23 protein-coding genes and 1 tRNA gene are annotated in these 22,520 nt (G+C 71.1%); 15 read left to right on the forward strand and 9 right to left on the reverse strand.

The window, feature by feature from the left end:
• The first annotated feature begins 68 nt into the window (after positions 1-68).
• The 4 genes from nhaA (at position 69) to AC068Z_RS09665 (ending at position 3,298) form a co-directional block, all read left to right on the forward strand.
• Entirely contained in the window at positions 69-1,499 is a 1,431-nt protein-coding gene (gene nhaA, locus AC068Z_RS09650; protein ID WP_478554017.1) for a Na+/H+ antiporter NhaA, read from the forward strand.
• A gap of 59 nt (positions 1,500-1,558) precedes the next feature.
• Positions 1,559-2,050 (forward strand): phage holin family protein, encoded by a 492-nt coding sequence (locus tag AC068Z_RS09655; RefSeq protein WP_478554019.1) that lies wholly within the window; start codon positions 1,559-1,561, stop codon positions 2,048-2,050.
• Positions 2,047-2,988: an alpha/beta fold hydrolase gene (locus AC068Z_RS09660; protein ID WP_478554021.1), complete on the forward strand. Its 942-nt coding sequence runs from the start codon at positions 2,047-2,049 to the stop codon at positions 2,986-2,988. The genes AC068Z_RS09655 and AC068Z_RS09660 overlap by 4 nt, the downstream gene beginning before the upstream one ends.
• A 127-nt stretch (positions 2,989-3,115) precedes the next feature.
• Positions 3,116-3,298: a hypothetical protein gene (locus AC068Z_RS09665; RefSeq protein WP_451722759.1), complete on the forward strand. Its 183-nt coding sequence runs from the start codon at positions 3,116-3,118 to the stop codon at positions 3,296-3,298.
• 63 nt (positions 3,299-3,361) lie between these two features.
• Here the strand turns inward: AC068Z_RS09665 and AC068Z_RS09670 are convergent, their stop codons facing one another.
• From AC068Z_RS09670 to nth, 3 genes are all read right to left on the reverse strand, one after another.
• Entirely contained in the window at positions 3,362-4,561 is a 1,200-nt protein-coding gene (locus AC068Z_RS09670; protein WP_478554024.1) for a MarP family serine protease, read from the reverse strand.
• A 63-nt stretch (positions 4,562-4,624) separates the two neighbouring features.
• Positions 4,625-5,320, reverse strand: a complete 696-nt coding sequence (locus AC068Z_RS09675) for an NUDIX hydrolase (RefSeq protein ID WP_478554026.1) — start codon at positions 5,318-5,320, stop codon at positions 4,625-4,627.
• A gap of 136 nt (positions 5,321-5,456) precedes the next feature.
• On the reverse strand, positions 5,457-6,428 hold the full coding sequence (gene nth, locus AC068Z_RS09680) for an endonuclease III (protein WP_478554028.1): 972 nt from the start codon (positions 6,426-6,428) through the stop codon (positions 5,457-5,459).
• A gap of 276 nt (positions 6,429-6,704) precedes the next feature.
• On the opposite strand from nth, the gene AC068Z_RS09685 reads away from it, so the two are divergent.
• Complete coding sequence (locus AC068Z_RS09685; protein ID WP_015658871.1) at positions 6,705-7,379, forward strand: Crp/Fnr family transcriptional regulator; 675 nt, start codon at positions 6,705-6,707, stop codon at positions 7,377-7,379.
• Between the two features lie 202 nt (positions 7,380-7,581).
• Entirely contained in the window at positions 7,582-8,412 is an 831-nt protein-coding gene (locus tag AC068Z_RS09690; RefSeq protein ID WP_478554033.1) for a nucleotidyltransferase domain-containing protein, read from the forward strand.
• 70 nt (positions 8,413-8,482) lie between these two features.
• On the opposite strand, the gene AC068Z_RS09695 is transcribed toward AC068Z_RS09690, so the two are convergent.
• The 4 genes from AC068Z_RS09695 to AC068Z_RS09710 form a co-directional block, all read right to left on the reverse strand.
• Positions 8,483-9,313, reverse strand: a complete 831-nt coding sequence (locus AC068Z_RS09695; RefSeq protein WP_478554035.1) for an MBL fold metallo-hydrolase — start codon at positions 9,311-9,313, stop codon at positions 8,483-8,485.
• Positions 9,310-10,188 carry an NUDIX hydrolase gene (locus AC068Z_RS09700; protein ID WP_478554037.1) on the reverse strand — a complete coding sequence of 293 codons (879 nt, stop codon included), beginning with the start codon at positions 10,186-10,188 and terminating at the stop codon, positions 9,310-9,312. Before AC068Z_RS09700 ends, AC068Z_RS09695 begins: the two co-directional genes overlap by 4 nt.
• 325 nt (positions 10,189-10,513) lie before the next feature.
• Entirely contained in the window at positions 10,514-10,981 is a 468-nt protein-coding gene (locus AC068Z_RS09705) for a RidA family protein (protein WP_478554038.1), read from the reverse strand.
• Entirely contained in the window at positions 10,978-11,148 is a 171-nt protein-coding gene (locus tag AC068Z_RS09710; protein ID WP_478554039.1) for a DUF4177 domain-containing protein, read from the reverse strand. The genes AC068Z_RS09705 and AC068Z_RS09710 overlap by 4 nt, the downstream gene beginning before the upstream one ends.
• A 95-nt stretch (positions 11,149-11,243) precedes the next feature.
• On the opposite strand from AC068Z_RS09710, the gene bagA reads away from it, so the two are divergent.
• Positions 11,244-12,221 (forward strand): ATPase BagA, encoded by a 978-nt coding sequence (gene bagA / locus AC068Z_RS09715; RefSeq protein ID WP_478554040.1) that lies wholly within the window; start codon positions 11,244-11,246, stop codon positions 12,219-12,221.
• Positions 12,218-13,624 (forward strand): ATPase BagB, encoded by a 1,407-nt coding sequence (gene bagB / locus AC068Z_RS09720; RefSeq protein WP_478554042.1) that lies wholly within the window; start codon positions 12,218-12,220, stop codon positions 13,622-13,624. Before bagA ends, bagB begins: the two co-directional genes overlap by 4 nt.
• A gap of 128 nt (positions 13,625-13,752) precedes the next feature.
• On the opposite strand, the gene wblA is transcribed toward bagB, so the two are convergent.
• Positions 13,753-14,091 carry a transcriptional regulator WblA gene (wblA, locus tag AC068Z_RS09725; RefSeq protein ID WP_067033339.1) on the reverse strand — a complete coding sequence of 113 codons (339 nt, stop codon included), beginning with the start codon at positions 14,089-14,091 and terminating at the stop codon, positions 13,753-13,755.
• A 407-nt stretch (positions 14,092-14,498) separates the two neighbouring features.
• On the opposite strand from wblA, the gene AC068Z_RS09730 reads away from it, so the two are divergent.
• Positions 14,499-16,826: a transglycosylase domain-containing protein gene (locus tag AC068Z_RS09730; RefSeq protein ID WP_478554043.1), complete on the forward strand. Its 2,328-nt coding sequence runs from the start codon at positions 14,499-14,501 to the stop codon at positions 16,824-16,826.
• Between the two features lie 222 nt (positions 16,827-17,048).
• Here the strand turns inward: AC068Z_RS09730 and AC068Z_RS09735 are convergent, their stop codons facing one another.
• On the reverse strand, positions 17,049-17,513 hold the full coding sequence (locus tag AC068Z_RS09735; protein ID WP_478554045.1) for a GatB/YqeY domain-containing protein: 465 nt from the start codon (positions 17,511-17,513) through the stop codon (positions 17,049-17,051).
• 200 nt (positions 17,514-17,713) lie between these two features.
• Between AC068Z_RS09735 and AC068Z_RS09740 the strand changes: the two genes are divergently transcribed.
• The 6 genes from AC068Z_RS09740 to AC068Z_RS09765 all read left to right on the forward strand — a co-directional run bounded on the left by AC068Z_RS09740 (position 17,714) and on the right by AC068Z_RS09765 (position 22,517).
• A complete protein-coding gene (locus AC068Z_RS09740; RefSeq protein ID WP_478554046.1) occupies positions 17,714-18,640 on the forward strand; it encodes a metallophosphoesterase in 927 nt (308 codons plus the stop codon).
• A gap of 135 nt (positions 18,641-18,775) precedes the next feature.
• Positions 18,776-19,573: a Pr6Pr family membrane protein gene (locus AC068Z_RS09745; RefSeq protein WP_478554048.1), complete on the forward strand. Its 798-nt coding sequence runs from the start codon at positions 18,776-18,778 to the stop codon at positions 19,571-19,573.
• 33 nt (positions 19,574-19,606) lie between these two features.
• Positions 19,607-19,680 (forward strand) — tRNA-Pro (locus AC068Z_RS09750).
• A gap of 117 nt (positions 19,681-19,797) precedes the next feature.
• Complete coding sequence (locus AC068Z_RS09755) at positions 19,798-20,631, forward strand: ANTAR domain-containing protein (RefSeq protein WP_478554050.1); 834 nt, start codon at positions 19,798-19,800, stop codon at positions 20,629-20,631.
• A 182-nt stretch (positions 20,632-20,813) separates the two neighbouring features.
• A complete protein-coding gene (locus AC068Z_RS09760) occupies positions 20,814-22,037 on the forward strand; it encodes an acyl-CoA dehydrogenase family protein (protein WP_478554052.1) in 1,224 nt (407 codons plus the stop codon).
• 36 nt (positions 22,038-22,073) lie between these two features.
• Positions 22,074-22,517 carry a nuclear transport factor 2 family protein gene (locus AC068Z_RS09765; protein WP_478554053.1) on the forward strand — a complete coding sequence of 148 codons (444 nt, stop codon included), beginning with the start codon at positions 22,074-22,076 and terminating at the stop codon, positions 22,515-22,517.
• Positions 22,518-22,520: the final 3 nt, after the last annotated feature.

Consider the following 22,520-nt stretch of genomic DNA (forward strand, 5'->3'; position numbering starts at 1 on the left):
TTCCACAAAAGGTGCGCCGGGAAGTCTGGTCGGCAAGTGTTTGTGCTGCCCAACCACCGGAGGTCCCCGTGTCCGCGCCCAGCACCCCCCGCAAGATCCTCGACCGGCTGACCCTGCCGGAGCGGACCTTCGTCGCGGATGCGCTGCGGACCGAGACCGTCGGCGGTGTGCTGCTGCTCATCGCCGCCGTCGCCGCACTGGTCTGGGCGAATGTTCCCTCGCTGAGCGACAGCTACGACAGCGTCAGCCACTACCACTTCGGCCCCGAGGCGCTGGGCCTGGATCTGTCGGTCGCGCACTGGGCCGCCGACGGGCTGCTCGCGATCTTCTTCTTCGTCGCCGGTATCGAGCTCAAGCGCGAGCTGGTCGCCGGTGATCTGCGGGACCCCAAGGCCGCCGTCCTGCCGGTGGTGGCCGCGCTGTGCGGAATGGCCGTACCGGCCCTCGTCTACGCGCTCACCAACCTCAGCGGCGGCGGCTCCATGGACGGGTGGGCCGTGCCCACGGCCACCGACATCGCCTTCGCGCTCGCCGTGCTCGCCGTCATCGGCACCTCCCTGCCGAGCGCGCTGCGCGCCTTCCTGCTCACCCTCGCGGTCGTCGACGACCTCTTCGCGATCCTGATCATCGCGGTCTTCTTCACGGAGAGCCTGAACTTCGCCGCACTCGGCGGCGCCTTCCTCGGCCTCGCCGTCTTCTGGCTGCTGCTGCGCAAGGGGGTGCGCGGCTGGTACGTGTACGTCCCCCTGGCGCTCGTGATCTGGGCGCTGATGTACAACAGCGGCGTCCATGCCACCATCGCCGGTGTCGCCATGGGCCTGATGCTGCGCTGCACCCGGCGCGAGGGCGAGCAGCACTCCCCCGGCGAGCACATCGAGCACCTGGTCCGGCCGCTCTCCGCAGGGCTTGCGGTGCCCCTGTTCGCGCTGTTCAGCGCCGGTGTCGCCATCTCCGGCAAGGCGCTCGGCGACGTGTTCACGCAACCGGAGACCCTGGGCGTCGTCCTCGGACTCGTGATCGGCAAGGCGGTCGGCATCTTCGGCGGCACCTGGCTGACCGCACGGTTCACGAAGGCCTCGCTCAGCGACGACCTCGCCTGGGCCGACGTGTTCGCCGTGGCGACGCTGGCCGGGATCGGCTTCACCGTCTCGCTGCTCATCGGCGAGCTCGCCTTCGAGGACGACGCGGCGATGACGAAGGAGGTCAAGGCGGCGGTCCTGGTGGGCTCCCTGATCGCGGCCGCACTGGCGACCGTGCTGCTGAAGATAAGGAACGCCCGGTACCGCCGGATGGTGGAGGCGGAGGAGCTGGACGAGGATCTGTCCGGCATCCCGGACATCTACGAGCAGGACGACCCGGAATACCACCTGCGGATGGCCGCCATCCACGACCGCAAGGCCGCCGAGCACCGCCGGCTCGCCGCGCTGAAGGCCGCCGAGCGGGAACGGCTTGCCGAAGTGACGGGCGGGGCAGGCGAGGACAACGACCGTCGGGCATGATCTGACGGGACGGTACAAAAGACGAGTCTCACCCACATGGTCAGAAGAGGGAGAACGCGATGAGCGCACCCGACGGCAGCCCGGTCGGCGCCGAACGCAGCATCGGCCAGCTGTTCGCCTCGGCGACGACCGAGATGTCGGCGCTGGTGCATGACGAGATCGCGCTGGCCAAGGCCCAGCTGAAGCAGGACGTCAAGCGCGGCGCCACCAGTGGCGGCGCGTTCATGGTGGCCGGCGGGGTGCTGGTGTTCTCCCTGCCGATGCTCAACTTCGCCCTGGCGTACGGCATTCGGACCTGGAGCGACTGGAATCTCGCGATCTGCTTCCTGCTGTCGTTCGCGGCGAACGTCCTCATCGCCGGCGTGCTCGCCCTCATCGGTGTGGTCTTCGCGAAGAAGGCCAAGAAGAGCCAGGGCCCGCAGAAGGTCGCCGCGTCGATGAAGGAGACCGCGGGCGTCCTGCAGAAGGCGAAGCCGCACCCGCGCCCGGCGCCGGCCCTGGAGGACCGGTCGCCCGCCGCCATCGAGGCTGTGGCACGCTCGACGTCATGACGGACCCGGCCCCCACCCCTACGGCGCAACCCGCCTCGGTCGTACGACTCGACGGTCCCTGGACCCATCGGGACGTGGCCGCCAACGGCGCGCGCTTCCACATCGCCGAGATGGGTGACGGGCCGCTGGTCCTGCTCCTGCACGGCTTCCCGCAGTTCTGGTGGACCTGGCGGCACCAGCTGCCGGCGCTGGCCGACGCCGGGTTCCGGGCCGTCGCCATGGACCTGCGGGGTGTCGGCGGCAGCGACCGCACCCCGCGCGGTTACGACCCGGCGAACCTGGCGCTCGACATCACCGGCGTGATCCGCTCCCTCGGCGAGCCGGACGCCGCTCTTGTCGGGCACGACCTGGGCGGCTATCTGGCGTGGACGGCGGCCGTGATGCGCCCGAAGCTCGTACGGCGGCTCGCGGTCGCGTCCATGCCGCATCCGCGGCGCTGGCGCTCGGCAATGCTCTCGGACGTCAAGCAGACGACCGCCGGTTCCTACATCTGGGGGTTCCAGCGCCCCTGGATCCCGGAGCGCCAGCTCACCGCCGAGGACGGGGCGCTGGTGGGCCGGCTGGTCCGGGACTGGTCGGGCCCGCGGCTGCCGGAGGACGACGCGGTGGACACGTACCGCCGCGCGATGTGCATCCCCTCCACCGCGCACTGCTCGATCGAGCCCTACCGCTGGATGGTCCGCTCGCTGGCCCGTCCCGACGGCATCCAGTTCAACCGCCGGATGAAGCGGCCCGTCCGGGTGCCGACCCTGCATCTGCACGGCTCCCTCGACCCCGTGATGCGCACCCGCAGCGCGGCCGGCTCCGGCGAGTACGTCGAAGCCCCCTACCGCTGGCGCCTGTTCGACGGACTCGGCCACTTCCCCCACGAAGAGGATCCGGTCGCTTTCTCGGCCGAACTGGTCAATTGGCTGAAGGATCCCGAACCCGATCGGTGATCGTTCCGACGCGCCCGGTATGCGGATCTGAACATCTGTACTACGAACAGCCAATTGCCCGGCGCATAGGCCAATTGGGGGCCCTGGGGGCGGTTATCGACCTTGGGGCAGGGGCACACGTCGGGGTATGGGCTGGACGCACGACTACAGTGACGCAGCACGCAACCGACGCTCGGGCAACGCCCTGAGCCCCCACCAGGGAGGCGCCGCACCGCAGATGGCGGGCACCGACCTCCGGGTGGGCATTCCGCGCATCCTGCGCCGCCGGGCCCGCTGGGTCTCGGTACGCCTGCGCCACCCCCGCGGCTGACCCCGCCGGGCCCGCCTGCGACCCGTCGCGGCCGACCCCGCCGACCCCGCCGACCTTTGAGGGCTACAGCGCGCAGCTGTCGCTGTCCACCTGCTGGTTCGCGCTGCGTCCGGCGGCGATGTCCTCCTGGATCTCGTCCGCGGTGAGCGCGTAGCCGGTGTCGGCGTCGTCGAGGGACTTGGCGAAGACCACGCCGTACACCTTGCCCTCGGGCGTGAGCAGCGGGCCGCCGGAGTTGCCCTGGCGGACGGTCGCGTACAGCGAGTACACGTCGCGGTGCACGGTGCCGCGGTGGTAGATGTCCGGGCCGTTGGCCGGGATGCGGCCGCGGACGCGGGCGGAGCGGACGTCGTACGCGCCGTTCTCCGGGAAGCCGGCGATGATCGCGTCGTCGCCGCTGCGGGCGTCGTCGGCGGTGAACTGCAGCGCGGGCGCGTCCAGATCCGGCACGTCGAGCACGGCGATGTCGCGCTTCCAGTCGTACAGCACGACCTGCGCGTCGTACTTGCGGCCCTCTCCGCCTATCTGGACGGTGGGTTCGTCGACGCCGCCCACCACATGGGCGTTGGTCATCACCCGGCGGTCGGCGAAGACGAAGCCGGTGCCCTCCAGGACCTTGCCGCAACTGTCGGCGGTGCCCACGACCTTGACGATGGATCGCTTCGCGCGCGTGGCCACGGCGCTGTTGGCGAGCGCCGGGTCGGGGGGCTGTACGTCGGTGATGGGCTCGTTGGAGAACGGGCTGAAGACCTGCGGGAAGCCGTTCTGCGCGAGGACCGAGGAGAAGTCGGCGAACCAGGTGTCGGCCTGCGCGGGCAGCGCCCGGGACACGCCGAGCAGCACCTTGGAGTTGCGGACCTCCTTGCCGAGCGTGGGCAGGGTGGTGCCGGCCAGCGCCGAGCCGATCAGCCAGGCGACCAGGAGCATCGCGACGACGTTGACCAGGGCGCCGCCGGTGGCGTCCAGGGCGCGGGCCGGGGACCAGGTGATGTAGCGACGCAGCTTGTTGCCGAGGTGGGTGGTCAGGGCCTGCCCGACGGAGGCGCAGACGATGACCACGACCACGGCGACGACCACGGCCGTCGTGCTCACCTCGGAGTTGTCCGTCAGGGCGTCCCAGAGCACGGGGAGCAGGTAGACGGCGACGAGGCCGCCCCCGAGGAAGCCGATCACCGACAGGATGCCGACGACGAAGCCCTGCCGGTAGCCGACGATGGCGAACCACACCGCCGCGACCAGCAGCAGGATGTCCAGCACGTTCACCGCTTCAAGCCTCGCCTCGTCACTTCCCGGCCCCCCGGATTACAGAACACGGCGCCCAGCCTGTCATGACCGCCAGTCGAGCGGGACCTGCTTCTCCCTGTCCCAGGGCCGCTCCCAGCCCGCGAAGTGCAGCAACCGGTCGATGATCCCGGCGGTGAAGCCCCAGACGAGGGCCGATTCGACCAGGAATGCCGGACCTCGGTGGCCGCTGGGGTGGACGGCGGTGGCGCGGTTGGCGGGGTCCGTGAGATCCGCCACGGGGACCGTGAAGACCCGGGCCGTCTCGTTCGGATCGACGACCCCGACCGGGGTCGGCTCGCGCCACCAGCCGAGGACGGGGGTGACCACGAAGCCGCTGACCGGGATGTACAGCCGGGGCAGGACGCCGAAGAGCTGGACGCCGGCCGGATCGAGCCCGGTCTCCTCCTCGGCCTCGCGGAGAGCGGCCCGCAGCGGCCCGTCGGCCTTCGGGTCGCCGTCCTCGGGGTCGAGGGCTCCACCGGGGAAGGAGGGCTGGCCCGCGTGCGAGCGCAGGGAGCTGGCCCGCTCCATCAGCAGCAGCTCGGGGCCGTGCTCACCCTCACCGAAGAGGATCAGGACCGCGGACTGCCGTCCCGCGCCGTTCGCCGGCGGCAGGAAACGGCTCAGCTGCAGCGGCTCGACGGTCTCCACCGCTCGCACCACCGGGTCCAGCCAGGCGGGCAGTCCTTCCTTGCTCAGCGCCACCGGCCCGCCCTGTGTCTCGCTCGCGCGTGTCATCGCACCCCCCGTCGTCCTGCCGATTCCAACGCCCACGCACGGCGAGATCGTTCCTGGACCGGGCCCTGAGATCGCCCCTGAGATCGCCCCTGAGACGCTCCCCGAAGGCCTCCCGGGGCCTCCTCCGTACGGCTCGTCATCCGGCCCCCAGCGGCGGTGCCGCCCGGCCACCCGCGTCCAGGTAGGACTGCGGCGGCTTCAGACGCTGGCCCGGGAAGCCGCCCTTCTCGTACTTGAGCAGCTTCTTCGCCTTCTCCGGGTCCGTCTCGCCCTCGCCGTACGCGGGGCACAGCGGGGCGATGGGGCAGGCGCCGCAGGCCGGCTTGCGGGCGTGGCAGATACGGCGGCCGTGCCAGATGACGTGGTGCGAGAGGTCCGTCCACTCGCTCTTCGGGAACAGCGCGCCGATCTCGGCCTCGATCTTGTCGGGGTCGGTCTGCTCGGTCCACCGCCAGCGCCGTACGAGCCGCTGGAAGTGGGTGTCCACGGTGATCCCCGGCCGCCCGAAGGCGTTGCCGAGCACCACGAAGGCGGTCTTCCGGCCGACGCCGGGCAGCTTGACCAGGTCCTCGAGGCGGCCCGGCACCTCGCCGCCGAACAGCTCCGCCAGGCCCTTGGACAGCCCTATGACCGACTTGGTCTTGGCCCGGAAGAACCCGGTCGGGCGCAGGATCTCCTCGACTTCCTCCGGGTTGGCGGCGGCCAGGTCCTCGGGGGTGGGGTACTTGGCGAAGAGCGCCGGTGTCGTCTGGTTCACGCGCAGGTCGGTGGTCTGGGCGGACAGGACCGTGGCGACCAGGAGCTGGAAGGGGTTCTCGAAGTCCAGTTCGGGGTGGGCGTACGGGTAGACCTCCGCGAGCTCGCGGTTGATCCGGCGGGCCCGGCGGACGAGGGCGGTGCGGGACTCGGCCCTCGGAGGCTTGACGGCGGCCTTCTTCGGCTTCACGGCAGCGGCCGTCTTCGGCTTCACCGCAGCGGCCGTCTTCGGCTTCACGGCAGCCTTCTTCGCGGCGACGCCCTTCCCCGCCGTGACCGCCTTCTTCGCCACGGCAGCCTTCGTTGCCGCTTTTGCCGGTTTCCTTCCGCCACCGGGGTCCTGTTCGCCCACAGCGGAATCACGACGTACAACCACCCGCCCAGCCCCCTTGGCCTGTGCTCTCACCGGCGATTTGGACACCCGGCCAGCCTAAAGCCCGGCACCGACATCCGCCCCGGGCCCTGAAGATCAGCCCCCAATTGGACCCCTGCCGCTTACCTCGGGACACCTGTGCGGCATCCTTGTGACAGATCACACTGTTTGGACCGTCCGGCAAGATGGGGAACACGGTCCCCTGGTACCAAGGGGGAGCAAGATCCCCTGAGCAGGTCGACAAGGAGAGAACTCGTGGACGACGTTCTGCGGCGCAACCCGCTCTTCGCGGCTCTCGACGACGAGCAGTCCGCGGAGCTGCGCGCCTCCATGAGTGAGGTGACCCTCGCGCGCGGGGACTCCCTCTTCCACGAGGGCGACCCCGGTGACCGGCTCTACGTCGTCACCGAGGGCAAGGTCAAGCTCCACCGCACCTCCCCCGACGGCCGCGAGAACATGCTCGCCGTCGTCGGCCCCGGCGAGCTGATCGGCGAGCTGTCGCTGTTCGACCCGGGCCCGCGCACGGCGACCGCCACCGCGCTGACCGAGGTCAAGCTGCTGGGCCTCGGCCACGGCGACCTCCAGCCCTGGCTGAACGCCCGCCCCGAGGTGGCCACCGCGCTGCTGCGTGCCGTCGCCCGACGGCTGCGCCGCACCAACGACGCGATGTCCGACCTGGTCTTCTCGGACGTCCCCGGCCGTGTGGCACGCGCGCTGCTGGACCTCTCCCGCCGCTTCGGCGTGCAGTCGGAGGAGGGCATCCACGTGGTCCACGACCTCACGCAGGAGGAGCTGGCCCAGCTGGTCGGCGCGTCCCGCGAGACGGTCAACAAGGCCCTGGCCGACTTCGCCCAGCGCGGCTGGCTCCGCCTGGAGGCCCGCGCGGTGATCCTGCTGGACGTGGAACGCCTCGCGAAGCGCTCCCGCTAGCTCCCGCTAGCCCGCACAGCCCCTACGAAGGGCCCCGCCGCAGGGTGGGGCCCTTCGTGCGTGTCCGGCCGCCCTGAAGCACGGTCCCGACCGGCGGCACCGGCGGACGACACCGGCGGGCGGTGCCACGTTCGGCGCAGCCCGCTCGCGCCGCCGCCGTAAATCACCTGCCTCGGGGTCGGTGCCCGGGCACAGTGAACTCATGGCCGGTACGGATCACCGCAGGGGACTCGACGCCCAGGGGTACATCGAGCGGGAGGGATCACTCGCGCGTGTCGCCCACGACTTCCGTCCGGTCGTCGCCGCCGCGCGGGACAGGCTGCTGGCTGTGTTCGGGGCGCGGCTGCACAGCGCGTACCTGTACGGCTCGATTCCGCGCGGCACCGCGCGCGTGGGGCGCAGCGATCTCGATCTGCTCGTCGTGCTGCGGGAGGAACCGACCGACGGGGACCAGGAGGACGCCCGGGTCCTCGGTGAGGCGCTGGACAAGGAGTTCCGGCAGATCGACGGGGTCGGCACGCTGCTGCACAGCCGCGCGCAGGTGCTGAGCGAGCTGGAACGGTACGACATGGGCTGGTTCGTGTCCTGCCTCTGTACGCCCCTCCTCGGCGAGGACCTGGCCGAGTACCTCCCGCGCTACCGCCCCGACTCCCTGCTCGCGAGGGAGACCAACGGCGAACTCGGCCGCCTGCTGCCCCGCTGGCGCGAGCGGATCGCCGGCGCGGCCGACTCTGAGGAGGCCCGCAGGCCGCTCGTGCGGTTCATGTCCCGCCACCTGGTCCGCACCGGTTTCACGCTGGTCATGCCCCGCTGGAACGGCTGGACGAGCGATCTGCACGAGATGGCGGAGGCGTTCGCGTCGTACTACCCGGAGCGCGCGGACGCGATGCGCGCGGCGGCCGTTCTCGGGTACGAGCCGAGCGGTGACGCGGCGGTCCTGCGGTCGTACGTCGACGACCTGGGCCCTTGGCTCGCCGAGGAGTACGCGCGCGTGCACGGCGTGAAAACGCCGCGCCCCTGGGAGCCCGCCTAGATGAGCCGGTGGGCCCGCCTAGATGAGCCGGTGAGCCCGCCTGGATGAGCCGGTGAGCCCGTGAACCGGCCTAGATGAGCCCGTGCTCGGAGAGATAGTCCATCTGGGCCCGCACCGACAGCTCCGCCGCGGGCCACAGGGAGCGGTCCACGTCGGCGTACACATGGGCGACGACCTGTTCCGGCGTCCCGTAGCCGTCCTCGACCGCCGTCTCGACCTGGGCGAGGCGGTGGGCGCGGTGGGCGAGGTAGAACTCGACGGCGCCCTGGGCGTCGTCGAGGACCGGCCCGTGTCCCGGCAGCACGGTGTGGACACCGTCGTCGACCGTGAGGGAGCGCAGCCGCCGCAGGGAGTCGAGGTAGTCGCCGAGACGGCCGTCAGGGTGGGCCACGACGGTCGTTCCGCGCCCCAGGACGGTGTCACCGGTCAGCACGGCCCGGTCGGCCGGGAGATGGAAGCACAGGGAGTCGGCGGTGTGGCCGGGCGTGGGCACGACCCGAAGCTCGAGACCGCCCACGCGCACGACGTCTCCCGCCCCGAGCCCCTCGTCGCCGAGCCGCAGCGCGGGGTCCAGGGCGCGCACCTTGGTGCCGGTGAGCTCCGCGAAGCGGGCGGCGCCCTCGGCGTGGTCGGGGTGGCCGTGCGTCAGCAGGGTGAGGGCGACGCGCTTGCCGGCCTGCTCGGCGGTGTCGACGACGTGCCGCAGATGGCCCTCGTCGAGCGGACCGGGGTCGACCACGACGGCGAGCGCGGAGTCCGGCTCGGACAGGATCCAGGTGTTCGTGCCGTCGAGGGTCATCGCGGAGGCGTTGGGCGCGAGGACGTTCACCGCGCGCGGGGTGGCCGGGCCCGAGAGAATCCCGCCCCGCGGCTGGCCGGGAAGAGTGCTTGCGTCCGTCATGCGGGGGCTCCACCGGTCGGTGTGGTCGGGATGTGCTTGGTGAACTCGTCGTGCCCCGGCCAGGACAGCACGATCTCGCCGCCCTCCAGGCGTGCCTCCGCCAGCACGGGCGTCATGTCCCGCGCGGGGGCGGCGGCGAGCGCCTCGGCGGCCGTGCCGTAAGGGGCGAGCTGGCGCAGGGTGGCGATGGTGGGCGGCATCATCAGCAGCTCGCCGCGGTCGTACGACCGAGCCGCTTCGCCGGGCCCGGTCCACACCGTGCGATCGGCTTCCGTGGAGGCGTTGCGCGTGCGCTGGCCCTCCGGGAGGGCGGCGACGAAGAACCAGGTGTCGTAGCGGCGGGACTCGAACTCCGGGGTGATCCAGCGGGTCCAGGCGCCGAGCAGATCGGAGCGCAGGACGAGGCCTCGGCGGTCGAGGAACTCGGCGAAGGAGAGATCGCGGGCGACGAGGGCGGCGCGGTCGGCCTCCCAGTCGGGGCCGGTGGTATCGCCGACGACGGAGTCGGGCGCGGGACCGGCGAGGAGGACACCGGCCTCTTCGTACGTCTCCCGCACGGCGGCGCACACGATGGCCTGCGCGCCCGCCTCGTCCACGCCGAGCCGCTCGGCCCACCACGCGCGCGTGGGGCCCGCCCAGCGGACGTGCCGCTCGTCGTCACGGGGATCGACCCCGCCACCGGGATAGGCGTACGCCCCACCCGCGAAGGCCATGGAGGCCCTTCTGCGCAACATGTGAACGGCGGGCCCGCTGTCGGTGTCCCTGAGCAGCATGACCGTGGCGGCGCGCTTCGGCGTCACCGGGGTGAGGGCACCGTCCGCGAGCGCGCGGATGCGGTCGGGCCACTCCGGGGGATACCACTGACCGTTCGCCATGTCGGGAGGCTATCTCGGGGCGCGCGGATGTTCGAGAGGTGCCTGAGGTGAGGGCGGCGGCTTGCATGGCGCGTGCCTGTGGTGAGGGCGGCGGCTCGTACCGCGCGTACCTGTGATGAGGGCGGCGGCCTGCGCCGCGCCTGCCTGTCGTGAGGGCCGCAGCTTGTACCGCACCTGCCTGTGGTGAGGTCAGCGGGCTGTGCGGGGCGCCGCCGGAGCCGTAGCCGGGAGCCTCCGCGACCGTACGACTGCGGAGCCGCGGGCGCCTACGGCGGGGGCCGCCCGCTACGCGCACCCCCGCCCGAGCCGCCAGGCACCGCGGGTGTCACGCGCTCGTGAGCTCCACCTGCACCTCGACCTCGACCGGCGCGTCCAGCGGGAGCACCGCGACGCCGACCGCGCTGCGCGCGTGGACGCCCTTGTCGCCGAGGACCTCACCGAGAAGCTCGCTCGCGCCGTTCACCACAGCCGGCTGACCCGTGAAGTCCGAGGCCGACGCCACGAAGCCCACGACCTTCACCACACGCGCAATGCGGTCCAGGTCACCGGCCACGGACTTGACCGCGGCGAGGGCGTTCAGGGCACAGGTGCGGGCGAGTTCCTTCGCCTCCTCCGGCGTGACCTCCGCGCCCACCTTGCCGGTGACCGGAAGCTTGCCCTCCACCATCGGGAGCTGGCCGGAGGTGTAGACGTACACACCCGACTGCACGGCCGGCTGATACGCGGCCAGCGGCGGCACGACCTCCGGCAGCGTCAGACCCAGCTCGGCCAACCGGGCCTCCACCGCGCTCACGCCTGCTTCTCCTGCTTCGCGCGCTTCAGGTAGGCCACCAGCTGCTCGGGGTTGTTCGGCCCGGGCACGACCTGGACGAGCTCCCAGCCGTCCTCGCCCCAGGTGTCCAGGATCTGCTTCGTGGCGTGGACGAGCAGCGGCACAGTTGCGTATTCCCACTTGGTCATGTGGCCGACTTTAGCCGCTGCCGTACGAGGCCTCGCGCACACGTTGTCCACAGCCTCCGGCGTGATCCGGCGGCCGACTGGTTAGGCTCGAAGACGTGAGCAGGCTTCAGGTCGTCAGCGGCAAGGGCGGGACCGGAAAGACCACGGTCGCCGCCGCCCTCGCGCTCGCCCTCGCCACCGAGGGGAAGCGGACGCTTCTCGTCGAGGTCGAGGGCAGGCAGGGCATCGCGCAGCTCTTCGAGACGGAGGCGCTGCCCTACGAGGAGCGGAAGATCGCCGTCGCTCCGGGGGGCGGGGAGGTGTACGCCCTCGCCATCGACCCCGAACTGGCCCTTCTGGACTACCTCCAGATGTTCTACAAGATGGGCGGCGCCGGCCGGGCGCTGAAGAAGCTCGGCGCCATCGACTTCGCCACCACCGTCGCGCCGGGCCTCAGAGACGTCCTCCTGACCGGCAAGGCCTGCGAGGCCGTACGCCGTAAGGACAAGGGCGGACGGTTCGTGTACGACTACGTCGTCATGGACGCACCGCCCACGGGCCGTGTCACCCGCTTCCTGAACGTCAACGACGAGGTCGCGGGCCTGGCCAAGATCGGCCCGATACACAACCAGGCCCAGGCCGTGATGCGGGTGCTGAAGTCCAAGGAGACGGCCGTACACCTCGTGACGCTGCTGGAGGAGATGCCGGTCCAGGAGACCGCCGACGGCATCGCCGAACTGCGCGCGGCCCGCCTCCCCGTGGGCCGGGTCATCGTGAACATGGTGCGCCCCCAGATGTTGGACCCGGCGGAGCTGGAACTCGTACGGGCCACACCGCGTACGGCCATCGCGCAGTCCCTGTCGGCGGCCGGCCTCGGCGGCGCGCGGCGCGGCGGGCACGCGGAGCGCCTCGTGGACCCGCTGCTGCACCAGGCCGAGGAGTACGCCGAGCGCTACGAGCTGGAGCACGAACAGCGTGCGGTCCTCGGCGAACTGGATCTGCCGCTGCACGAACTGCCGCTGCTCACCGAGGGAATGGACCTGGCAGGGCTGTACGAACTGGCCACCGAGCTGCGAGAACAGGGGATGACATGAGCCCGGAAGCCGGCGCCCAGGCAGGCTCGAAGACGGGGCCTCAGTCGGGCACGAAGACAGGGGCACAGGCAGGCACGAAGACAGGGGCCCAGGCAGGCACCCACCATCTGGCCCCCGCGCGCAACCTGGACGTGGACCCGCTCCTCGACGACCCCAAGACCCGCATCATCGTGTGCTGCGGCTCCGGTGGCGTCGGCAAGACCACCACCGCCGCGGCCCTCGGCCTGCGCGCCGCCGAGCGGGGCCGCAAGGTCGTGGTCCTCACCATCGACCCCGCCCGCCGGCTCGCCCAGTCCATGGGCATCGACTCGCTCGACAACACCCCGCGCCGGGTGAAGGGCGTCGAGGGCGACGGCGAACTGCACGCGATGATGCTCGACATGAAGCGCACCTTCGACGAGATCGTCGAGGCGCACGCGGACCCCGAGCGGGCCGCCGCGATCCTGGGCAACCCCTTCTACCAGTCGCTCTCGGCGGGCTTCGCGGGCACGCAGGAGTACATGGCGATGGAAAAGCTCGGCCAGCTGCGGGCGAAGGAGGAGTGGGACCTGATCGTCGTCGACACCCCGCCCTCCCGCTCCGCCCTGGACTTCCTGGACGCCCCCAAGCGGCTCGGGTCCTTCCTGGACGGCAAGCTGATCCGGGTCCTCCTCGCCCCGGCGAAGGTCGGCGGCCGGGCCGGCATGAAGTTCCTGAACGTCGGCATGTCGATGATGACCGGCGCGCTCGGCAAGCTGCTGGGAGGTCAGCTGCTGAAGGACGTCCAGACGTTCGTGGCCGCGATGGACTCGATGTTCGGCGGCTTCCGTACGCGCGCGGACGCGACGTACAAGCTGCTCCAGGCGCCCGGGACGGCGTTCCTGGTGGTCGCGGCGCCGGAGCGGGACGCGCTGCGCGAGGCCGCGTACTTCGTGCAGCGGCTGGCCGCCGAGGACATGCCGCTCGCGGGTCTGGTGCTCAACCGTGTCCACGGCAGCGGCGCCGACCGGCTGTCGGCCGAGCGGGCGCTCGCCGCCGCGGAAAATCTTGAGGAGTCCCGCATTGTCGATCAGGAGGGCGGGAAAGCTGGACTTCGTAACTCTCCCGACACGTACGGCAGTTCAGAATCTCCAGCGACCGAGGCCCCGTCCGAAGCCGCAGCGGCAGGCTCCCCCGCCACCACGGACCCGGTCCCGGCACAGCCCGACCAGCTCACCGCCGGCCTGTTGAGGCTGCACGCGGACCGTATGCAACTGCTCTCCCGCGAGCAGCGCACGCGTGACCGCTTCACCGCGCTTCACCCTGAGGTGGCGGTGGCCGAAGTGGCCGCGCTGCCCGGCGACGTACACGACCTCGCGGGGCTGCGGGACATCGGAAACCGGCTGGCGACGGGCCGCCCGGAGCTGCCCGACCCTGGGGCCTGAAGCAGCACGGCTGAACCGAACCACCGGGATTCAAACCACCGGAGCGCTCCGAACCGAGCCACCGGAACGCTCGGGAACCAAACCACCGGAGCTGCCCACCCCCGTGGCCTGGACCAACCGGTGAGCTGTCAGCTCACCGCCGCGTAGTTCTCGTACACCTCGTCATCGTCGAGGGGCAGGATGCCCGCCCCGCGCTCGTACTCCGTACGAGCCGTCTCCAGCAGCCGGCGCCATGAGGTGACGGTGGGCCGCCTGCGCAGCAGTGCGCGGCGCTCCCGCTCCGTCATGCCTCCCCACACGCCGAACTCGACGCGGTTGTCGAGCGCATCGGCCAGACATTCCGTGCGTACCGGACATCCGGTGCACACCGCCTTGGCCCTGTTCTGCGCTGCTCCCTGAACGAACAGTTCATCCGGATCGGTAGTGCGGCAGGCCGCCTGCGCACTCCAGTCGGTTACCCAGCCCATACCGGCGCCGTCCTCTCCCGAATCGAGGCTCCCCCACGGCGGCAGCGGCATATTCACCGCCGCCAGTTGAGGACGTTACGGAAGGTGGGCACAGCGCAACACCCCCAGCGGGCCCAATCTTGAATGGCCCGAACGGACTATGGGTAAGCGGCAGATCACCCGGGGGAGTGAGCTGGTGACATGCGTGATCATCCCGGCAAACCGGGACAGTTCTGTTGAGTCACAACGGGCGCCAGGTGACACACAAGGCGGATTCGGACACGCCCCCATCAAAAACTTGATGGCCGACCGGAACGATTCGGGGTCGCCGGACGTATTGATACGTAGCCCTACTGCTGTGACAGTTGAGAGCAGCTTAGGCCAAGGCATATACGCGTGTCCGGCGAATGAGAACGTAGGCTGCCCTCATGCCAAAGAAGCGCTCGGGCGGTGGTCTGTCGCCAACGCAGCAGGCCGCCAAGTTCCTCGGTGTCAGTGTGCTCGCCGGAGCCGTCCTGGCGGGGATCGCCCTGCCGGCGGTCGGTGCGCTGGGGCTCGCCGCCAAGGGCTCGGTCGAGAGTTTCGACGAGCTCCCCGCGAACCTCAAGACTCCTCCGCTGAGTCAGCGCACGTCGATCCTGGACTCCGAGGGCGGCACGATCGCCACGGTCTACTCCCGCGACCGCACGGTGGTGGACCTCAAGGACATCTCGCCGTACATGCAGAAGGCGATCGTCGCGATCGAGGACGCCCGCTTCTACCAGCACGGCGCGGTCGACCTGAAGGGCGTCCTGCGCGCCCTCAACCGCAACGCGCAGAGCGGCGGGGTCGCCGAGGGCGCCTCCACGCTCACCCAGCAGTACGTGAAGAACGTCTTCGTCGAGGAGGCCGGCGACGACCCGACGAAGGTCGCGCAGGCCACCCAGCAGACCCTCGGCCGCAAGATCCGCGAACTGAAGTACGCGATCCAGGTCGAGGAGGAGCTGGGCAAGAAGAAGATCCTCGAGAACTACCTGAACATCACCTTCTTCGGCCAGCAGGCCTACGGCGTCGAGGCCGCCGCCCAGCGGTACTTCTCCAAGTCGGCGAAGAACCTGAAGGTCCAGGAAGCGGCCCTGCTCGCCGGCATCGTCCAGTCGCCCTCGCGCTACGACCCGGTCAACGACGAGGCCGAGGCCACCAAGCGGCGCAACACCGTGCTGCAGCGGATGGCCGACGTCGGCGACATCTCCCAGGGCGAGGCCGACAAGGCCAAGGAGAAGCCGCTGGGCCTGAAGGTCAGCAAGCCCAAGAACGGCTGCATCACCGCCGTGAAGGGCGCGGGCTTCTTCTGCGACTACGTCCGCGCGGCCTTCCTGAGCGACCCGGTCTTCGGCAAGTCCAAGGAGGCCCGGGCCAAGATCTGGAACCAGGGCGGTCTGACCATCCGGACCACCCTCGACCCGCAGGCCCAGGAGTCGGTCCAGCAGTCGGTCAAGGACCACGTCTACCAGAGCGACGAGGTGGCGACCGCCGCGACCATCGTCGAGCCCGGCACCGGCAAGATCCTGGCCATGGGCCAGTCCCGCCCGTACGGCTTCGGCAAGAACGAGACCCAGATCAACCTCTCGGTCGACGCGGCCATGGGCGGCGGCGCGGGCTACCAGCCCGGTTCGACCTTCAAGCCGATCGTGGCCGCGGCGGCGCTGGAGGGCGGCATGCCCGCCAACAAGGTGTACGGATCGCCGTACCAGATGGACTACCCGACCCCGGTCCAGGCCTGCGACGGCAAGATCTGGGACGAGAAGGGCGTCCCGCTGGAGAACGAGAACAGCTCCGAGGTCGGCCCGTACGACATGCGGGAGGCGACCGCGAAGTCGGTCAACACCTACTACGTCGAGATGATCAGCGAGATCGGCATCTGCCCGGTCACGGAGATGGCCGAGAAGATGGGCGTCGAGCGCGCGGACGGCGACAAGATGCAGCAGGCGCCCTCGATCGCCCTCGGCACCCAGGAGATGTCCCCGCTGACGATGGCGAACGGCTACGCCACCTTCGCCGCGCGCGGGATGTACTGCACGCCGATCGCCATCGAGTCGATCAGCCGGCGGATCGGCGGCGAGACCAAGTCCCTCGAGGTCCCCAAGTCGACCTGCTCGCGCGCGATGTCCGAGAAGACCGCGGACACCATCAACACCCTGCTGCGGGGCGTGGTCGAGGACGGTACGGGCCAGCAGGCGGGCCTCGGCGGCCGCCCGAGCGCCGGTAAGACCGGTACGACGGACGAGCGCTACGCCGCCTGGTTCGTGGGCTACACCCCGAACATGGCCGGCGCGGTCTGGGTCGGCGACCCCGCGCACAAGCGGAAGATGCAGAACATCACCATCGGCGGCGTCCCGCACGCCAAGGTCTTCGGTGGCCAGGTGCCCGGCCCGATCTGGCGCGACATGATGACCGGCGCGCTCGAGGGCTGGGAGGCCCCCGAGTTCAGCCTGGTCGACATCCCGCGCAGCGACCGGGGCGACGAGGACCGCGGCGACGACGAGGACAACGACAACGGCAACGGCGACGAGAACGGCAACAACGGCAACGGCAACGGCGGTCTTGTCGGCGGCCTCGTCGACGGCGGCACGAGCACCGGCGTCGACGGCGCCACGACCACGGGCACGGGCACGGACGGCGGCACGACCGTACCGACGCCGTCGTTCTCGATCCCCGAGGACTTCATCCAGGGCCAGACGAACAACGGGAACGGCAACGGGGGCGGATGGGGCTGAGCCCCGCGCCCCTCGCACGACCGCGGCCCCTTTCCCTCTTCTACGGAGGGGAAGGGGCCGCGGCTGTGTTGGGCCGTATGCCTGTGCTGGGCTGTGCCGGTGGGCTTGTACGCCTGTTCCGGTGGGCCTGTACAGCTGTGCCGGTGGGCTTGTTGTGCCGGTCGGCTTGTACGGCTGTGCCGGTCGGTTTGCCCCGCCGTTGAGCCGCGGCTGTGCCGTCGGTCAGCCCGCGAGGAGCTTCTTCACGGCGGCGGCGACCCGGCCGCCCTCCGCCTGGCCCGCCACCTTCGGGTTCACGATCTTCATGACCGCGCCCATGGCCCGCGGACCCTCGGCACCGCCCGCCTTCGCCTCTTCGACGGCCTGGGCGACGATCCGCTCCAGTTCCTCGTCGCCGAGCTGCTTGGGCAGGTACGCGGCGAGCACCTCGCCCTCCGCCTTCTCCCGCTCGGCGGACTCGGGACGACCGCCCTGCGCGAAGGCGTCGGCGGCCTCGCGCCGCTTCTTCGCCTCGCGGGTGATCACCTTCTGCACCTCGTCGTCGGAGAGCTCGCGCTTCTCCTTCCCCGCGACCTCTTCCTTGGTGATCGCGGCGAGCGTCAGCCGGAGCGTCGAGGAGCGGAGCTCGTCGCGCTCCTTGATCGCGGCGTTGAGGTCATCCTGCAGCTTCGACTTGAGCGTGGTCATGGGCACGATTGTCGCAGGTGCGGGTGAGCGGACGCCTGTTGATTTCCCGCGCGAGCGCTTGGCGGGCTGGGCGGGCAGGGGAGTTGGGGTGGCCGGGAGCGGAGTAGGGGGCGGCCCGGCACGGGAGTTCTGGGCGGCCCGGCACGGGAGTTGAGGGCGGCCCGGCACGGGAGTTGGGGGCGGTCTGACACGATGGAGGTATGCGCGCGCGATATGGAGTACCTCTGGGGATCGCGGCGGCTGGTGCCGCCGGACTGCTCTACTCGGCGGGTTTCGAGGCCCGCTCCTTCCGTCTGCGACGGGTGACGGTCCCCGTCCTGCCCGCGGGGATGGGACCGCTGCGTGTGCTCCAGGTCTCCGACATCCACATGGTCGGCGGACAGCGCAAGAAGCAGCGCTGGCTGCGCTCGCTGGCGGGCCTGCGCCCCGACTTCGTGATCAACACGGGCGACAACCTCTCGGACACCGAGGGCGTGCCGGAGGTGCTGGACGCGCTGGGCCCGCTGATGGAGTTCCCGGGCGCGTACGTCTTCGGTTCGAACGACTACTACGGCCCCAAGCTCCGCAACCCGGCCCGCTATCTGTTCGAGAAGGCGCAGGGGCGGCACGGCCTGAACGGCAACCCGCCGGCGGAGGGCGCGATCCACAACCCGTGGGAGGACCTGCGGGACGGCTTCGACACCGCGGGCTGGGTGAACCTCACCAACACGCGGGGCGTCCTGAAGGTCGACGGGGTGTCGGTGGAGCTGACCGGCCTGGACGACCCGCACATCAAGCGGGACCGGTACGCCGAGGTCGCGGGCGGCCCGTCCGGTACGGCGGACTTCTCGATGGGCGTGGTGCACGCGCCGTATCTCCGCGTCCTGGACTCGTTCACGGCGGACGGCTACCCCCTGGTCCTGGCTGGCCACACCCACGGCGGTCAGCTGTGCGTCCCCTTCTACGGGGCGCTGGTGACCAATTGCGACCTGGACACGGAGCGGGTGAAGGGCCTGTCGAGGCACACGGCGGAGGGCCGCACCTCCTACCTGCACGTCTCCGCGGGCTGCGGCACGAACCGCTACACCCCGTTCCGCTTCGCGTGCCCACCGGAGGCGACGCTGTTGACCTTGACGGAGAAGGTCTGAGGGAGCGGAGCCGGGGGCGGCGGGCGGCGAATGGGGTCGGCTCATGGCCGCCGAGTGCGCATGGGACCGGCCGTGGGTAACCCGCACGGACCGCCCGCATAGCCCCTTTTGTCCCCTCTGCTTAGCGTGAGGGACATGACCGCCCCCATACCCAGGGACATCCCGGACCTGCCCGCCGTGCCGGGCATCCCGGGACTGCTGCCCTCGCCCGTCCCCGCCACCGCCGTGGTGGACCCCGTACGCCGCCGGCTGGCCGCCGCCTTCCGCCTGCTGACCGCCCTGGCGGCGGCGGGGGCGGTGACGATCGACCTCGTCCTCGGCAGCCCGCTGCGCGTCCTGAGCTTCTTCACGATCCAGAGCAACATCCTGCTGGCGCTGGTCATGGTGTTCGCGGCACGACGGGCGTGGGCCGCCCGCAAACCGCTGCCGTCGGGGATCACGGGCGCGGCCCTGCTCTACGTCGCGGTCACCGGCCTGGTGTACCACCTGCTCCTGGCGAACGCGTCCAGCCCGTTCTCGATGACGGGAGAGACGGCACCGCCGACGGGCTGGCACGCGGTCACGAACGTCGTCCTGCACACGATCACCCCGATCGCGGCGGCCCTGGACTGGCTCCTGCTGACGGCACCGGGCGCCCTGCACCTGCGCCAGGCAACGGCATGGATGCTGTACCCCCTGACCTATCTGGCCTTCTCCCTCTCACGGGGTGAGCTCCTGGCGGAGGGCACGCCGGCCCGGTACCTGTACCCCTTCCTGGACGTGGGCCAGCACGGCTACAAGGGCGTCCTCGGCAACGCCCTCCTCGTCGGCCTCGCCATCTACGCCCTGGCGGTCCTCCTGATCGCCCTCGACCACGCCCGCCCGAACCCCGTCCGCCACCGCGCCCACCACCGCGCCAAAACCGGATTTCGTCTCCAGCCACCGGTGGGCTAAAGTAAACGACGTCACCGCGACGAGCGGCGACATCGGGGTGTAGCGCAGCTTGGCAGCGCGCTTCGTTCGGGACGAAGAGGTCGTGGGTTCAAATCCCGCCACCCCGACAGCTGAAACAACAGGTCCGCCGGCTACTCACATGAGTGGTCGGCGGGCCTGTTTTTGTTGGGGGGTGTGGAGGGTGGGGGCCGGGGAAGGTGGAAGGGATCGAGCTGAGGAGTTTCATGACCGACCCCGACGGGGAGCGCGATGAGTTGGAACGGTTGCGGGACGAGGTGCGTGATCTTCGTGCCCGGGCTCTGACGCATCCGCTGATCGCACACGCCCAAGGCATCGTCCAGGAGCGGTACGGCCTGCCCGACGGGGACAGTGCCTTCGCGCTCATGCGGCGGGCCTCGCAGCAGCACAACGTGCGGATGCGTACCCTCGCCGAGGCGCTGGTGACCCTGCCGCGGCCCGACGAGCGTGCGCCGCTGTGGTTCCCCCGGCGCGTCCGCACCGCCGAGCCGCCGCTGACCTACCCGGCCGCCCGGGAGTCCGGGACCGGCAACCGGGGCACCGTCCTGCGGGCCGTGCTGAGCCAGACGCTCGCCGTGATCGACACCCCGATGGGCAATGTGCAGCTCGCCGACCGGGCCCGGGGCGGGCTGCGCATGGAGGAGCACACGGGGCTCACCGAGGACTTCGTCGACTTCTTCGCCCACGTCGGCGTGGAGGGCACCTCGTGCGCCCAGGCTGCTCGGGACGTCGCCCAGGTCACCGTTCGGGACGTCGAGAGCGACCCCGTTTTCACCGAGCCGGCCCGGGAAGCCATCCTCGCGGCGGGCAGCAAGGCCTGTCACAGCGTGCCGCTCACCACCGCCGGCGGCCTGTGCATCGGCATGGTCTCGGCCCACCTCGACCACCGTGTCGAGAGCATGACGCCCGCCCAGTTGAAGGCCCTGGACGTGATCGGCGCGCAGAGCGGTCGCTGGCTCGCCTGGCACGACCGCACCGTGGTCCTGGGTGCCCTGGAGTATCTGCACTCCCTCGGCCGCCAGGCCGGACGGCGGCGCTGACCTCGGCCGATGTCTGTCACTGCCCCTCCCGCGCCCCGATCCGCGCCCGCCGGTCGGGGCCCCGAGCCGTTCTGAGGGGCCTGTTTCCACCGGCGTTCCAGGGATTCCCGAATGCCCCTCCAGGCCAGTCGACGAGGTTGAGTAGCGGCACGTCGATGTTGCCTGGCTAGGAGGGAGCGTCCATGGCCGGCTCGTTACTCAGGCCCGCCGGTACGTCCAGCGCCGTGCGGGAGGCCGTCGAGGTCGCCGGGCGGCATGCCGTCAGGGCGGACCGCGATCGACGGTTGCCCGGGGAGGTCGTCGAGGCCCTCGTCGTCGCCGGGGTCGCCCGGCACTTCGTGCCCGGTCGGTGGGGTGGGCGCGACGGCGGGTTCGAGGAGCTGCTCGATCTCGTGGCCGCCCTCGGAGAGGGGTGTACCTCCGCCGCCTGGGTCGCCTCCGTCACCGCCGGGGCCGCCCGGATGGGCGCCTGTCTGCCTGAGGACGGGCAGCGGGAGCTGTGGGGCGGGGGCGAGGGGGCCGACACGCTCGTCGTGGGAGCGCTCAACCCCGCCGGGCGGGCCGTCGCCGTCGGCGGGGGGTGGCGGCTCAGCGGGGAGTGGGGGCTCGTCAGTGGGGTGGACTTCGCCGACTGGGCGCTTGTGTGTGCCGTCCCCAGCGGGGGCGCACACAACAGCGGGGACGAACGCAACAGCGGGGGCGCACACAACAGCGGGGACGAACGCAACAGCGGGGACGAACGCAACAGCGGGGGCGCACACAACAGCGGGGACGCCCTCCCCAACGGGGGTGCGCTCTTCTTCGCCCTCCCCCGCCACGACTTCCACACCCGCGACACCTGGTTCAACGTCGGTATGCGGGCCACCGGCAGCAACACCCTCGTCGTGGACGACGTGTTCGTGCCCGCTCACCGCGGCGTCGCCCGGGACTCCATCTGGCGGGGGCTGGCCGTCGGGTCCGTCGCGCCCTGTCATACCGCGCCCTTGCGGACCATCAGCGGCACGCTGTTCGCCGCACCGGCGCTCGGCGCGGCGCGCGCGGCCGTGCGGGACTGGGCCGACCGGATGGCCGGCCGAGCGGCCCCCTCCCTCCACGCCGTACTCGCCCGGGCCGAGGGGGAGGTCGACAGCGCGGAGCTGCTGCTGCGCCGCGTGGCACGGGCGGCCGACGAAAGGGGCGACGGCACCCGCTCGCCCCGCGACTGCGCGCTCGCCGCGGACCTGCTCGTCGACGCCGTGGAACGGCTCTTCCGGTCCGCCGGATCCTCGGCGCAGGCGCAGGACGAGCCCCTTCAGCGCATCTGGCGCGATGTGCACTGCGTGGCCAGCCATGCCGCCCTGCGGTTCGAGACCGCGGGCGGTGCGCGGGGCGGCCAGCTGCTCGGCACCGCCGGCAAATCCGGCTGATCGGCCGCCACCAAATCCCAGAGAAGGGTGACAACGTTGCAGCGAGAGACCGCTCCGCCGTTCGCCGATCCTGGCCTCTACGCGGAGATCACCCAGTTCTACGCCTGGCACATGGCGCTGATGGACGATCAGCGGCCGGACGCCTGGGCCGACGCCTACACCGAGGACGCGGTGTTCGAGGAGCCGGGGCGTACCAACGTGCTGCGTGGCCGCGAGGCCATCCGGGCCTCCATCACCAAGCGCACCGCGGAGCTCGCCGCGGCCGGCACCGTCATGCGGCACTGGACGAGCAACCTGTCCGTCACCCCGCGGCCGGACGGCACCCTCAGCGCCCAGTACTACTCCCTGGCCATGCGGGCGCCCCGGGGAGAGCGGCCGGACATCTTCGCCCACGTCGTCTGCCGGGACGTGCTGGTCCAAGAGAACGGGCAGTGGCTCATACGGCATCGGCACGTCGGCATCGACGCCTTGGAGAAGTGAGGG

It is taken from the genome of Streptomyces sp. NPDC043726, assembly GCF_056436565.1.